The following is a 13,699-nucleotide window of genomic DNA, read 5'->3' as shown; positions in this document are numbered from 1 at the left end:
AAAAAAAACCACCTTATCAGCATTAGCTGCAGGTGGAAGTGGGAGAAGTGTTCACTGCCGGTTCAATATGAATATGCGTATACCTGATTTGATGTTTATTCAGCAGTCTCTCCTCGATTTCTTCGGTGATGAGGTGGCTCTCCCGCACGGTCAAGCGATCCTCCACCAGAATGACGACATCTACCAGGATGCGGTTGCCGAGCTGCCGGGCTTTTATATCGCGAATCGCGGAAACGCCGGGAGTGGACGCAATTGTCTTCTTGAGCAGGAGCAGCTTCGCGGAGTCAAAGCCATCCGTGAGCGAGTGGGTGGCATCCCGGAAGATGCCCCAAGCGGTTTTGCAGATGAAAAGCCCGATCAGAATGGCTGTTACTGCGTCCAGCCACGGCATGCCGTACTGCGAGCCCACAATCGCGAGCAGCGCACCGACACTCACCAAGGCATCCGACAGGTTATCCTTGGCCGCCGCCGCGAGGGCGCCGCTGTTTATTTTTTTCGCCAATCTCGTATTGTAACGGTACACCAGGTACATCACGACGGCAGAACAAGCGGCAGCCCATGCCGTGATGCTGTCAGGCGTATTGCTCTCCGGCCGATAAAACGCCGTCACGCCTTGATAAAAAACCTGCAGACCGACAGCAAGCATGATGAAGGACGCAACCAGCGAGGATATCGTCTCGGCGCGAAAATGGCCGTAGGGATGGTCGTGGTCTGCGGGCTTTTGCGAGATCCGCAGTCCGACGAGGACAGCCAGGGAAGCGATGATATCCGTGGAATTGTTGAATCCGTCCGCGAACAGCGCTTCGGAATGATAAAAATAGCCAATGATAAGTTTGCCTGCCGATAAAACGAGGTAGGTGACAATACTGATCCAGGCCCCAATTTCCCCTTTTTTGTAGTCGCCGTAGCTTTCCATCACTCAATCCTCCAACTCCATTTCAAGCGATTTTCATCATAACAAATGAATTTCGTGTGGGTCTAGAGAAACAGTTTTTAAGAGAAGCAGGTATGTAGTGGAACGGAAAAGAATTTGCCTGGAGGAAACAAACCGGTTTGTCCAGGCCCCGATGAGGATTGGCAGAACCATCCTTTTCGTTGACGATGAAAATCATTATCAATTATAATGATTGAAAATAGACTCAATCACGGGAGATGGTCAGATGTTTGTCCAGGTAAGAAAAATAACAGTCACCGAAGGCAATGCGGATCAAGTGGTACAGCGCTTCAGCGGTGCGGGCATCATCGAACGACAGGAAGGATTTGTCGATTCGACGGTCATGGTGAAAAAAGTCAGACGCGGTGAAGAAGAGGTCATGGTCCTGACTCGCTGGGAATCGGAGCAGCACTGGAAGCAGTGGGAAAAAAGCGACGTCCATATCGCCGCTCATAAGGCAAACCTTGGGAAGCCCAAGCCGGAGTACATCATCAGCTCCGAGGGCGGCTTGTATGAAGTGAAAGCGGTCAAGACGGCCGTTGAGTAAAAAATGCAGCTGCAGGTCAGCACTTGTCGTCAACATGAACAGGTGTTGGCTTTTTTATGTATTTTCATGTCCAGAGCTCCAGGCGATATAAGGGAGGAAATTCGGTATTTCAGGTCTGGGAATGTCTGGAATTCCATCGTATAATGTTGTAAGACCCGCCCCCCTGAAAGTTGAAGCTTTATCGAGCAATGGGGATATCGTATGGAAAGACGGGATTTACGATGAAGGATCAAAAAATAGCAATCGATAAGAAACAAACCTCCACTAACATAAGTTACAATAGTAGAAATCATAAAATTCTGTTGAGATGATCAAAATGAATTACGAAACCTATATCGCCAACAGCTGCCAAATCGTCGAGCGATATGCTGCTGTACGCGAAACGCTAACAGATGGAGGGTGAAGGAAATGGGTCATTCGATTCCAAAGGTCACCACATTTTTGATGTTCTCAGGCCAAGCCGAAGAGGCCATGAAGTTTTACACCTCTTTATTCGACCAGTCGGAAATCATCAGCATTGCCCGCTACGGCCCGAATGAAGCGGGAGCCGAGGGGACAGTGATGCAGGCTGCCTTTTCCTTGAAAGGACAAGTATTCATGTGTATCGACAGCAGCGTAAAGCATGACTTTACCTTTACACCGGCCATGTCTCTCTATGTCACGTGCGACACGGAAGAGGAGATTGATCGCGTCTTTCAGCGCCTGGCTCAAGACGGCTCTGTCCTCATGCCGCTGGCAGCGTACCCATTCAGTGAAAAGTTCGGCTGGGTTGCAGATAAGTACGGTGTTTCGTGGCAATTAAACTTAGCCAAAAGCAGTCCCGCGTGAGCAATCGCCAAACGGCTCTATAGAAAAAAGCAGGGAGAGGAGATGAGCCGCTTGTGCTTGCATGATGATTATCGTTCGCTATTTCCGATCTTGACCACACGTGCACATCTGTGTATCGCGAGGTCATTTCGAATGAGAAACTCGTCTTTGTCAACTCCTTTTCTGACGAAGAAGGCAATACGATAAGGGCACCCTTTAGCCCCACATGGCCGCTGGAAATCCTGAATATCCTGACATTTGAAGAGCAGGATGGCAAGACGGCGTTTGCGATGTGGGGAGGTCCCATCAACGCGGCAGAAGAGGAGCAGAGCACCTACGATGCCATGAGCGACAACATTAAGCTGGGGCTTGCGGGAACCTTTGACCAACTTGCGGATTATCTGGCGAAGGTCTGATTCCGGCAAAACCGAAAGAGGAGGAATATTTTGAAAATCGGGCTTCGGATCATTCCCCGGATCACTGTCGGGCATAAGGACATCCGAGTGATGAAGCAGTTCCCAAATGCATTCTGGCAAACCGATTTGGAGCAAGTCCTTCGCCAAGATGGCGTTGAATTTGTTGTGGTAGCCGGGTTTGCCGCCCCCGTTTCACAAACGATCCAACGGGTGAAAGGAAGCCGTGACCTGAAAAGAGTCACGGCTTTCTCTCATTTACTGCTTTTTCTCTTCTGACGCGCTTGCTGCGGCAGCCTTGCCATGATTTGGTTCCGGCGCGATTGCCTTGGCCAAGAGAGAGGCGTAGAACTGGGCACCTTCGCGGTTGAGGTGGACGCCATCGGGTGCGAAAAACGAGCTTTTGCCGGCACTCGCCGCATACCAATCGACAAGCGTAATGTGGGGGAAGAGAGCGGCTACCTCGGTGATTGTCGAGTTGACGACTCCCTCCCACGGACGGGGGACGCGGGTGTTGACCAGGATGACCTGCTGGGGATCGCCGAGCGATTGGAGCAGCGATATCAGTTGGTTCTTGGTAAAGGAGCCGTTCGTGCCAAGTTCAATAATCACCCGATTGCCCAATTTGCCTTCCGCCTTTAGCTTTGCCACGACTTCCGGGGCTTGCGACATTTGGCGGCCAATCTTGGCGTCGATCACGATGCCCGGCAAAAGTTTTTCCAGATAGGGAGCGACGTCGAGCAAGACAGAGTCGCCAAATGCCGTCACCCCTTCTCCCGATGTAATCGGGACGGAGTCCGATATGCCGGTCTTTCCCGGACCGCTGTCCGTTTGTGTCGGCTCGCCGGCTGCCTTGCCGCCGTTTTTCGCGGCACCATCCTGTTTCTCCTTGCCTCCGTTCTGTGCGGAGCCATTCTGCTTTGCCTGGCTGCCGTTCTGCACGGGGCCATTGTTCGTCGCCTGGCTCCCATTCTGTGTGGAGCTGTCGTGTTTCGTCTGGCCGCTGTTTTGTGTGGAATGATCGTTGTTGGCTTTATGATCCTGGTTCGACTTGTCTGCGGGCGAAGGCCTGCCGGTCTGTTCTGCCGGGCCGCCTGGCTTCGCCTGTCCGCTGTCATTCGTGCGGCCTGGCTGCTGCTGTTCGGGATGGGGATTTTGCGGCGTTTTCGCCTGCGGCGCACCGCTGCCGGCAGTGTCTTGAGAGCTGCTCGCATTTGCGTTTACCGCCGGGTTTGCTGCTCCGATGACGGACAAACCGAGCGCGAGCAGCGCACACACCGCAGCAGCCGAAGCGGTCCAGCGGATGATCGGCCCGCGTGCCTGCCGATCCCGGTGTCTCCTCTCTGACCAGAGTCTTCCTAGTAGGCCGCGGCGGATCGGATCCTCGACAAACCGCCACGACAGGGCGGCAAGCCCGATGCTGGCTGCCAACTGGAGGATGGCTCGCGGGACGTCGATCCCGTCGGTGTTCACCACGGGGCTGGTCAGTGCGATGACCGGGTAGTGCCACAGGTAGATGCCGTAGGAACGCACCCCGAGCCAGCGCAGCGGCTTCCAGCCCAGCGCGCGGCCAAGCAGGCTGGCCGGGTGGGCGAGTACGGCTACCACTGCCGCGGCCGCGAGCGACAGCATGATGAGTCCTGCAGGGTAGAGAAGCGGGTCGTACTGATTGGTCTGCCCAATCATCAGGAGGATGATAAAGAGTCCGGCACCGCCGGCCAGGTCTAGCGTCACCCGGGTCGCGGCGGCGACATTGGCGGAGAGCTTCCGGCTCGGCCAGACCAGCGCCAGCGCCGACCCGATGAGCAGACCGAAGGCCCTGGTGTCTGTGCCGTAGTAGACCCGGCTCGGATCGCTGCCCGGCTGATAGATCAGGGCCATCGCCAGTGCCGAGGCGGCCGCACCCGTCAGGATCAACCCGGCCAACGGTCCCCGCCTCGGAGCGAACCGCAGCCCGGCGTACAGCGCCAGCGGCCACAGCAGGTAGAACTGCTCTTCCACCGCCAGCGACCAGAGGTGACCGAAAGGGGAGGGGGGGCCAAACTGTTCAAAGTACGATACCTGGTGGAAGATGTACCACCAATTGCTGACGTACAGCACCCCCGACAGGATGTCTCTGCGCAGTGCGATAAGCTGGGGGAGGTTGAAGAGCGCCAGCCATAGGACGACTGCGATGAGCATGACGAGCAGCGCGGGCAGCAGCCGGCGGAATCGCCGCAGCCAGAAGTCTTTCAGATCGAGCCGTCTGTTTTTGGCCCATTCGGCGACGAGCAGGTCCGTGATGAGGTAACCGGACAGCACGAAGAACACGCCAACGCCCAAGAGTCCGCCAGGGGCCAGGTCCAGATGGAGGTGGTAAGCGATGACGGCCAATACCGCCAATGCCCGCAGTCCGTCCAAACCGGCCATGTAGCGGCCGCGGCCTTTGATCGGTTCAGGCATATCGGCTGCCCCCTCTGCCTGTTTGTACGCGCCCTTGTGTCAAACGCTTGCCATTCTGATCTGGTTTCGTCTTTTGTTTCATCTGTACTCTGCCCTCTCCATTACAGTAAATTCTATGTTTTCCCCCGTACAGGGGGATTGCCGCCAAACTTGACCACATACGGGGCGCCTCCATACAAAAACCCCAGATTTCTATGAAGAAAACGGGGTGGCGAAGGGAGCCGGGATCCCTGCACGAATCCCATGTCCCTTGAGTTTTGATCCGTATTGCCCGTCATCGTGATGTGCTGTTCGCTTGGCGGTCATAGGCGTTCATTTGGTTAACGTCATCTTAAAACCGGCAGCTGTAGATCGTTGTCATTCCTTCATGGGGAGGACTCCCTTTCCGTTCGTTTTGATACCTCTACTATAGGACGCAGCGAATCGGAATTGGTTACAAAAAAATTAAATTAACGACAAAAATTTTCAAAGGCTGCTGTCCGCCTGTTTTCCCTCATTTCGCAGCACGAGAACATGCCAGCGAAGGACAGCTACAAACCCGGCCAGAATGATGCCCATTCCAAAAATGGCGCAGGAAATAAAATCGAGGTTGGCCCCGGAACTGTCTGCCCCGACCCAGCCGGGGACGATGCTGGTGGTCAGCACATACAGTCCGGTACCCACGGCCATCAGCGAATTTTCGACAAAATTTTGTACAGCGATGACCTTGCCTGTGCCAATCAGCGGTTTCCCGCGGTCCTGCAGTACGGAGTTCATCGGGACCACGAACACGCCGCCGAAGAATCCGACCACCAAGAGGAAGATCACGGTTACATACAGATTGTGTACATAAGGAAACGCCAGCAGGATCGGGATCATCAACAGACCGAACAAGTAAGAGCGAAAATAGTTCCTGACGGACACGAGGTACGGAGCCGACAAGGCGCCGATTATGATGCCAATCGCAGTCGAGGCGATGATCATGGAGATTTGCGTCTCCTCTTTTCCGGCAATCAGGACGGAGCTGTAGGCGAGCGGAATCCAGGCAAAGGCGGCTGTCCGCAGCACGACGGCTGCCATCCAGAACGCTCCTGTGCCGATCAGCGCAAATCTCGTGACGGGATGCCGGAATAATGTCCCGCAGTCCACCGAGAAAAAGCGGGCGGCCTCCCGGGCGTAGCGAAGCCTGCGATTTCCCTCAAACCGGGGAATGGCGAAAGTCACAGCGAACGAGACGAGGTAAAGGCCGAGACAGATGCAAAGCGATGTGGCGATGCCGAAGGAATTGACAGCCAGACCGCCGGCCAGTGTTCCGGCCAGAATCGCGACGATCGTGTACCCTTCCAGCTTGGCGTTGGCTTTCAGCAGTTCCTCTTCGCTGTTCGTCAGATCCGGCAGGATGCCGTACTTCGCCGGTCCGTAAAAGGCGCAGGCAATCCCGGTCACGGCGTAGCTTGGCACCGGATGCAGCCCGGCCAGGAAGCAGACAGCGGACAATGCCTTCAGCAGGTTTCCAAGCAAGAGGACTTGCGACTTCGGGTTCCTCTCGGCAAAGGTCCCGACCACGGGGGCGAGGACGATGTACGCGACGAGGAAGGCGGCCTGGACGAAGCCGATGTACTTTAAGGGCAGGTGCTGGTCGTGAATGATCGCGATGGCGACCAGGATGATCATGTTGTCGGCAAAGGCAGACAAAAATTGGGTGAAATTCAACGCGCGAAGCGGCTTGATCACGATGCTTTTCCTCCTTGTTCCGCCCATTGTTTCAGGCTGACATAATCCGTCTTTCCGCTGCCGAGCAGGGGCAGTTTTTCCACAACACGGATCGCGGCCGGGAGCAGCAGGGGCGAAAATTGCTTTTCAGCCGCGTAAGCCCGCAGTGACCCCATTTGGGCGGTATCGTCCGAGGTGTAGAGCAGGATCCGCTCTCCTTTGCGCTGATCGTGAATCGCGATGGCAGCAAAGTCCGAGTGACCGAAGCATTGGGCGGCCAGTTCTTCGACCAGGTTGAGCGAGACCATCTCCCCGGCGATTTTGGCGAAGCGCTTCAGCCGGGATTGGATGGAGAGGTAGCCGTCGGCATCGAGCGTAACCAAATCGCCGGTCGAATACCACTCACCGGCAGGAAGGAACCCCTTTCCGTGGATGAGGTAGCCTTTCATCACATTGGGCCCTTTGACCAACAGCTGGCCCCCTGCAGCGATGCCCTCCACCGCTTCGACCCGGGCTTCGATCCCCGGCAGCAGGCGTCCGACCGTTCCCCGCCTGTTTGCCAGCGGCGTATTAAGGGAGAGTATCGGGGAAGTCTCCGTCGCGCCGTACCCTTCAAAAATCCGCACGCCGAAATTGTCCATCCACATCTGCCGCACGTCGTCTTTCAGCTTTTCCGCTCCGGCAAAGACGTAGCGAAGCGAGTAAAAGTTGTAGGGGTGAGCCATTTTGCCGTAGGCCGAAAGAAACGTGGACGTGCCAAACAGAAGCGTGATGTTCTGGTCGTAACAAAGCTCGGAGATGATCTTGAAATGGAGCGGGCTGGGATAGAGGTACACCGGAATGCCCGTGACCACCGGCAGGAGCGTGCCTGCCGTCAGTCCGAAGCTGTGAAACATCGGGAGCGCATTTAAAATTTTGTCTTTTTGCGTCAAGTCGATCACGCTTCTGACTTGCTGGATGTTGGCGTACAAGTTGGCATGCGTCAGCACGACGCCTTTTGGCTTGCTCTCGCTCCCCGAGGTAAAGAGAATCAGTTCGCTATTGCCCGCCTGCGCCCGCTGCCGGGTCAGATAGCGGCAGAAGGCTGCCAGTTTATCCGGAAAAGTAGCGGAGGCTTTGACGTCCTCCAGGTAGATGATATCGACCTGCTCCTGCAGCCCTGTGATCAAATGCTCCAGCTTGCCTTTTTCAATGAACGCCCGTGAGGTCAGAATCGTCTTGATCTCTGCCGTCTCACAGCAATCCAGGAGGGAGCGAATCCCCAGCGAAAAGTTCAGGATCGCCGGAGTCGTCCCGATCCGAAAGAGGGACAGCAGGGTGATCAGGTGGCCGATGGAATTGGGCAGAAGCACGCCGACGTTCGTTCTGCCGGCAAGCAGTGCTTTCAGCTTGCTGCCGAGCAGGTAGCTTCCGATCAGCAAGGTGCGATACGAGACGGCAGCGGTCAGGTCCTTGGCGATGACTTGCTTGCGTCCGGACAGCTTTGCCGCCAGGAGCACCTCGTCGAACAGGTTGACCTCCTGCTTCATCCGGGCCTGAAACAGCGCCGATTGCATCGTGCGGAGGATAAAGTCGCTCGCGGCCGCCTTTTGCTCTCTCATCGGGACGTTCTCCCGCTTTTCCAGCGTGAACGGCGTCCCGATGGAGATCGTCACGTTCGGGAACCAGGCGAGTCTCACCTTGCCCCTTAGGTAGGAGAAGACGGAACGTTCCAAACCTTCGATCGCGACCGGGTAGACGGCAGCGCCCGTTCGCAGGGCGAGGTAGCCTACGCCGCTGTAGATTTTCATCAGGCCGCCGGTCGTCGTGATCCGCCCTTCCGGGAAAATGACCAGCGATTCGCCGCCCTTTACGACCCGGATCATCTGCCTGATCGAGTAGGGATTCAGCGGATCTACGGTGATGTGCTTGCGAAAGCGCAGGAAAAACGAAAACTTTTTCGCGATTTCCGTATTGGCCACAAACGTCACCTGGGCGGGCAGGGAAAAAGACAGCAGAACCGCATCCACCAGGGAAACGTGGTTGGGGGTGATGATCGCGGGCCGGGAAAAATCGATGTTGCCCAGCCCATTGATCCGGGGGCGAAACCAGAGGATCAAAACGTACTTCAGCAAAGCGTGAAGGAGAAACATAAAACCACACCCTTTAGAACAGAATGATTGCTTATAGCTTTCATTCTAAGGTGTGGCAAAAGCAAAAAAAGTACCAACTTTGCTTAGTACCTGGTCATAAGACTCAGGACCAAATTTAAAACAGCCGTTTTTGCTTGGCTTTGGCAGCGGCTTCTTTGCTCGTTTTGACGCCCATTTTTTTCAGAATCCGGTTGATGTGATTCTTGATCGTCCGCCTGGTGATGTGCAGGGTTTTTTCGATTTGCGATTGGGTCTGTCCCTGATGGATGAGCTGCAGCAGTTCTTTTTCCGCCGGGGACAGCAGCTTCTGGTCTGCCTCGCTTTTCAGCCGCAGAAATTCCTGGCGCAAAACGGCGGCGGCGGTGGGATGGATCGACGATTGACGGCTGTGGGCGGCGCGAATCGCCTCGGGAATCTCCCTAAAATCGGATTTTCCGATGTAATTGACCGCCCCTGCGGAAAAGGCCTCGATGATCACGTCATCCGCTGTCAGGGAGGTGAGCATGATCAGCTTGCAATCGGGACGCAGTTCGGCCAGCTCCAATGCCGCTTCGATGCCGTCGAGATTGTTCTCGGTCAGATTGATGTCCATCAGGACGACATCGGCATCCATCTGCCGGAACCACGCCAGAGCCGCTTCCTTGGTCTGGGCGGTGCCGACGACGGCGAGATCAGCCTGCTTTTCGAGATAGTCCGCCAGACCCTTCTGCCAGTCTGCGTCGTCCTCAACAATAAATACGCGTATTTTCTCCATGAAGCGCCTCCTTGGCAGCCAAGCTCTCCGGCGAGACGACGCGCTTGCGCGGAAAGTACAGGTAGATCGTTGTTCCTTCGCCGGGGACACTGTATATTTCTAATGAGCCCTGATGTTTTTGCATCGCGTTGTAGCAGTAGGACAGACCCAGTCCAAAGTTCTGACCGGTCTTCTTGGTCGAAAAAAACGGGTCAAGCACATGGGGCAGGTTCTCTTTGGCGATGCCGACTCCCGTGTCCGATACAGCGATTGCCAGGTGCTTCTTGGACAAAAACACCTGAAGTGTCAGAGTCCCGCCGGTTTTCATCGCTTCGAGGGAATTGTGGCAGAGGTTGGTGAGAATCTCCCTGAGCTGCACGGCATCGCACTTCAACCGCAGCGTATCGTCCAGTTCGGTGACGACATCGATTTGCTGCCGGGAGATGTACGGCTGCAGATCGCGTAGTACCTGCCGGGTGACATCACTCGGATTGACGACGGTTTCCTGCAGCGCCACGTCCTGCAGCTGGCCCTGAATCCGGTTCATCATGCCCATGAGATGCTGGGCTGAATTCATCAGGACCCGGACATCTTCCCGCAATGCCGCCTGGTTCGTTTCTGCAGCGTACGTGTCAATGCGTTCTGCGAACAGCGAGATTTTGCCCACTTCGTTTTTGATCGTGTGGTTGACGATTTGCGCTCCCGAGGTCATCGCCCGCAGCGTGCTGTCCAGACGGCGCTTTTCGACGCGCAGCTTCACTCCCAGAAAACCGTATTTCACACTAATGAATAAAATCAGCAGAAATTGGATTCCGACGATCAGGCTGTTGTAGCGCCAGGCGTCATAGTTGTTTTGCGTCCGCATGATATAGATCAGCGTGAAGACGAAGACCAGCGGAACAATGATCAGGATGTTGGTGTACAGGCGGTTCCGTTTGACCAGCGGGTCTTTTTCAGTCCGGTACAGCTGAACGAGGATCGAGCAGGCCGCGATGAAATACGGAACGACCCAAGCGACCATGATCCAGTAGTTGAACTGCAGCACGGGGTAGATCGGCGTTATCATCAGCATGATCAGCGGCGGCACCAGAGCGGCGTACTGGATGATTCTCTTTGACGTCCGGGCGATCGTTTCGCAGGAGTGGACGGCAAACATCAGAAAGCAGTACGGGAGCCCGACCTGACAGATAAAGGAGGCCAATCGGCTGCAAATCGCCATCGCGGCCGCAAGTAACGGATACTGCGAGGCATAACTGTGCATGTGGGGAAACAGGGTCTCATCAATCACGGCAGAGAAAAAGCCGCCGCTTCCCACAAATGCCGCGGCACTTGCAAAGCGGGTGGAAGTTCTTTTCGGATCGGTGAAGAGCACCAGCAATCCGAGCGCCCAAAGCGCCAACAAAACCAAGACCATCATGTCGGAATTCTCCTGTCAATTTGATACTTTCATTATAACCTACACATGCTCTTGGCGGTTTAAGGTTTTGCAAACAGGGTGAGCAGCATGAATCGCCTGGGAATGGAAGGGTGGGAGAGTGGTGAGGGGAATGTTGCGAGAACGAAGCGATGTCACATGGTAACGGCCGAAGCTGAGCTAATTTTCCAAGGTGACCAAATAAGGGGTGTAATCCCGCAACAGGTGGCTCAGCAGCTTTTCCTGATAGTCGGATAGTGTAGAAAAGACGAACTCTACCTTTCCATCCAGCTGCGGACGAATATAAAACTTGGAAAAACGGGTCAATATCAGCAGTTCCTGAAAGTCATGAGCTTTTGCCTGACTAAGCCGAACAATGGTTTTCATTTCCTTTCTTTCCTCCTTTGCCATCTACTAACGTAACAAGAATGGGAGAGGGAGGAAACAGTAAAATGTTACAGGCTGACGTCGAATGTTTTACGAAATGGTGAACGGGGTGCTGTCGCTTGACATGGATGCGTGTTTGTCCTTCGTATTTCGTTTGTACAATACGTGAAATATATTTTGTATATTTAAAATATTTGATAAAATAATGACGAAGCGCTCTTGATAGGCTCACAGTTCCGCAAGCGGAAAGGAGAGGCTGCACGTTGGACCAAAAAGATCGGCTGTTTCGTCATACGATCGGGATTGCCGGGCATATTGACCATGGAAAAACAACGCTGACCAAGCGGCTGACAGGGGTGGATACCGACCGCCTCAAGGAAGAAAAAGAACGCGGAATCTCAATCGAACCGGGATATGCCCCCTGCATTCTGCCTGGCGGAGCGGTGATCGGTGTGGTCGATGTCCCCGGCCATGAACGCTTCATCCGCCAGATGATCGCGGGAGCGGCAGGCATCGACATGGTGCTGCTGGTGATCGCGGCCGATGAAGGCGTTATGCCGCAGACACGCGAACACGTCGATATCCTGCGCTTTCTCGGGATTAAAGCGGGGATCATCGTGTTGACGAAATGCGATGCGGTGGAGGAAGACTGGCTGGCAATGGTGCAAGAGGAGGTGGCGGAGTGGGCAGGAGGGACTTTTTTGCGCGGGGCGCCTATGGTGACGGTAAGCGGCAAGACGGGAGCGGGGATCGATCTGTTGCGGACGACGATAGAGCAGCAGCTCATCAGCCTGCCGCAGCGAAAGTCCGATGCGCCGGTTCGGATACCGATCGACCGGGTGTTTAAAGTGAAGGGAGCCGGAACGGTGGTAACGGGGACAGTGTACGAAGGGAAGGTAGCGGAAGGCGATGTTTTACAACTGCTCCCGGGAGAGACGAAGGTGCGGGTTCGTCAGCTTCACGTCCACAAGCGGCAGGTCGCAAAGGCCGTCGCCGGCGAGCGCGTTGCCGTCAATATCAGCGGGGGAAACGCGGACGCGGTGTGCAGGGGGATGACGCTTGCTGCCCCCGGTTACTCCCGAGCCAGCAAGCGAATCGATGTCCGGTTTTCCCTGCTGGAGAGCATCTCGTTCGGTTTGCGGCAGCGCACCAGAGTTCGTCTCCACCTCGGCACCTCGGAGGTGATCGGAAAAATCGTGTTTTTTGATCGGAATCTTCTGGAACCAGGGGAGGAAACCGTCTGCCAATTGCAGTTGGAAGAGCCTGTCGTGACGAAACAGGGAGAACCGTTTGTGATCAGGCGGCTTTCTCCGATGATGACGATCGGCGGCGGCCAGGTGATAGACCCTTATGCACAGCGGCACCGTTTCGGCCAAGCGACCGTACAAAGGTTGAACCAGCTTGCGGAAGGGAGTTTGCAGGAACAGCTTGTCCAGTACCTGGAGCGGGTATCTTGCGCCACGGTCGGCGAAGTATTGCAGCACGTTTCTGTCGGCGAAGCGGAATTGCGTACTGTGCTGCAGGAAGCGGGTCAGGTGTTTGCGCTGATCGGACGGGACGGCTCTTTAGACAAGGAAAGTTGTTTTCTGCTGCTTGCAGCCACACGGGAGCAGTGGAACCGGCAGATCGTCGATGAACTGGCCAAGTACCATCAGACCTACCCGCTTCGTGCCGGGATGGACAAGGCCCTGCTGAAAAGCAGCCGCTTCAGCCATGTACCCGATAAATTGTGGCGGATCGTCCTCGAACAGGCACGGCAGCATGCGATGATTCAAGAGACCAACAACACGCTGTGCCTGACTGGTTTTACGCCCGGCTTTCCGAGCGGCTGCGAGAAACAAATGCAACGGGCTGTGGCTGCCCTGGAGCAAAACGGCTGGCACCCTTCCGCCTGGGGAGCGCTTTTGCAGGAATTCGCTATCCCGGAGGAACTGGGCGGCGATTTCAAGGCGTTCTTGCTGAATCGGGGGGAATTGGTACATTTGGCGGATTACCTGTACTTGCATCGGGCCGGTTGGGTGAAAGGTGTGGATAAACTGCGGATGGCCAGCAGTGTTGAGGGAGTCCTTACGCCTGCTGCTGCCAAGGAGGCGCTGGGTCTTTCACGGAAGTACCTGATACCGTTCCTCGAGTCTCTTGACCGCGAAAAGCTGACCAGGCGGGTGGACACGGGAAGAATATGGAGAGGGTGAGCAGGC

At 55.4% G+C, this 13,699-nt stretch carries 12 protein-coding genes; 5 read left to right on the top strand and 7 right to left on the bottom strand.

Translation table 11 applies throughout. From position 1 onward, the window contains the following. Positions 1-22: 22 nt before the first annotated feature. Complete coding sequence (locus HGBM_RS07180) at positions 23-916, bottom strand: cation diffusion facilitator family transporter (protein ID WP_019120416.1); 894 nt, start codon at positions 914-916, stop codon at positions 23-25. Between the two features lie 244 nt (positions 917-1,160). Here HGBM_RS07180 and HGBM_RS07175 point away from each other — a divergent pair, with 244 nt between their 5' ends. The 4 genes from HGBM_RS07175 to HGBM_RS07160 all read left to right on the top strand — a co-directional run bounded on the left by HGBM_RS07175 (position 1,161) and on the right by HGBM_RS07160 (position 2,980). Beyond that, positions 1,161-1,481: an antibiotic biosynthesis monooxygenase gene (locus HGBM_RS07175; protein ID WP_019120415.1), complete on the top strand. Its 321-nt coding sequence runs from the start codon at positions 1,161-1,163 to the stop codon at positions 1,479-1,481. Positions 1,482-1,889: 408 nt separating this feature from the next. Continuing rightward, positions 1,890-2,309: a VOC family protein gene (locus HGBM_RS07170; RefSeq protein WP_019120414.1), complete on the top strand. Its 420-nt coding sequence runs from the start codon at positions 1,890-1,892 to the stop codon at positions 2,307-2,309. 80 nt (positions 2,310-2,389) lie between these two features. After that, positions 2,390-2,704 (top strand): SRPBCC family protein, encoded by a 315-nt coding sequence (locus tag HGBM_RS07165; protein ID WP_147512815.1) that lies wholly within the window; start codon positions 2,390-2,392, stop codon positions 2,702-2,704. Positions 2,705-2,734: 30 nt separating this feature from the next. Further along, complete coding sequence (locus HGBM_RS07160) at positions 2,735-2,980, top strand: isochorismatase family protein (RefSeq protein ID WP_019120412.1); 246 nt, start codon at positions 2,735-2,737, stop codon at positions 2,978-2,980. On the opposite strand, the gene HGBM_RS26865 is transcribed toward HGBM_RS07160, so the two are convergent. The 6 genes from HGBM_RS26865 to HGBM_RS07125 all read right to left on the bottom strand — a co-directional run bounded on the left by HGBM_RS26865 (position 2,960) and on the right by HGBM_RS07125 (position 11,501). Continuing rightward, on the bottom strand, positions 2,960-5,143 hold the full coding sequence (locus tag HGBM_RS26865; protein ID WP_019120411.1) for an acyltransferase family protein: 2,184 nt from the start codon (positions 5,141-5,143) through the stop codon (positions 2,960-2,962). The genes HGBM_RS07160 and HGBM_RS26865 overlap by 21 nt on opposite strands. 465 nt (positions 5,144-5,608) lie before the next feature. Beyond that, positions 5,609-6,856 carry a lysophospholipid transporter LplT gene (gene lplT / locus HGBM_RS07145; RefSeq protein ID WP_019120409.1) on the bottom strand — a complete coding sequence of 416 codons (1,248 nt, stop codon included), beginning with the start codon at positions 6,854-6,856 and terminating at the stop codon, positions 5,609-5,611. Continuing rightward, complete coding sequence (locus HGBM_RS07140) at positions 6,853-8,967, bottom strand: AMP-binding protein (protein WP_019120408.1); 2,115 nt, start codon at positions 8,965-8,967, stop codon at positions 6,853-6,855. The genes lplT and HGBM_RS07140 overlap by 4 nt, the downstream gene beginning before the upstream one ends. 115 nt (positions 8,968-9,082) lie before the next feature. After that, on the bottom strand, positions 9,083-9,721 hold the full coding sequence (locus HGBM_RS07135; protein ID WP_019120407.1) for a response regulator transcription factor: 639 nt from the start codon (positions 9,719-9,721) through the stop codon (positions 9,083-9,085). Further along, complete coding sequence (locus HGBM_RS07130) at positions 9,693-11,117, bottom strand: sensor histidine kinase (RefSeq protein WP_019120406.1); 1,425 nt, start codon at positions 11,115-11,117, stop codon at positions 9,693-9,695. Before HGBM_RS07130 ends, HGBM_RS07135 begins: the two co-directional genes overlap by 29 nt. A gap of 177 nt (positions 11,118-11,294) precedes the next feature. Then, a complete protein-coding gene (locus HGBM_RS07125) occupies positions 11,295-11,501 on the bottom strand; it encodes a hypothetical protein (RefSeq protein ID WP_019120405.1) in 207 nt (68 codons plus the stop codon). Between the two features lie 263 nt (positions 11,502-11,764). Between HGBM_RS07125 and selB the strand changes: the two genes are divergently transcribed. Continuing rightward, a complete protein-coding gene (selB, locus tag HGBM_RS07115; RefSeq protein ID WP_019120404.1) occupies positions 11,765-13,693 on the top strand; it encodes a selenocysteine-specific translation elongation factor in 1,929 nt (642 codons plus the stop codon). Positions 13,694-13,699: the final 6 nt, after the last annotated feature.

Origin of the sequence: Brevibacillus massiliensis (genome assembly GCF_000311785.1) — a bacterium.
GTDB lineage: Bacteria > Bacillota > Bacilli > Brevibacillales > Brevibacillaceae > Brevibacillus_C > Brevibacillus_C massiliensis.
Note: the sequence above shows the minus strand (reverse complement) of the source record. Positions and strands in the feature narration are given on the sequence as shown.

Bases quoted from the DNA above. Each gene is read 5' to 3' on its own strand.
- HGBM_RS07180 (WP_019120416.1), bottom strand. From the start codon at position 916: ATGGAAAGCTACGGCGACTACAAAAAAGGGGAAATTGGGGCCTGGATC.
- HGBM_RS07175 (WP_019120415.1), top strand. From the start codon at position 1,161: ATGTTTGTCCAGGTAAGAAAAATAACAGTCACCGAAGGCAATGCGGAT.
- HGBM_RS07170 (WP_019120414.1), top strand. From the start codon at position 1,890: ATGGGTCATTCGATTCCAAAGGTCACCACATTTTTGATGTTCTCAGGC.
- HGBM_RS26865 (WP_019120411.1), bottom strand. From the start codon at position 5,143: ATGCCTGAACCGATCAAAGGCCGCGGCCGCTACATGGCCGGTTTGGAC.
- HGBM_RS07140 (WP_019120408.1), bottom strand. From the start codon at position 8,967: ATGTTTCTCCTTCACGCTTTGCTGAAGTACGTTTTGATCCTCTGGTTT.
- HGBM_RS07135 (WP_019120407.1), bottom strand. From the start codon at position 9,721: ATGGAGAAAATACGCGTATTTATTGTTGAGGACGACGCAGACTGGCAG.
- HGBM_RS07130 (WP_019120406.1), bottom strand. From the start codon at position 11,117: ATGATGGTCTTGGTTTTGTTGGCGCTTTGGGCGCTCGGATTGCTGGTG.
- HGBM_RS07125 (WP_019120405.1), bottom strand. From the start codon at position 11,501: ATGAAAACCATTGTTCGGCTTAGTCAGGCAAAAGCTCATGACTTTCAG.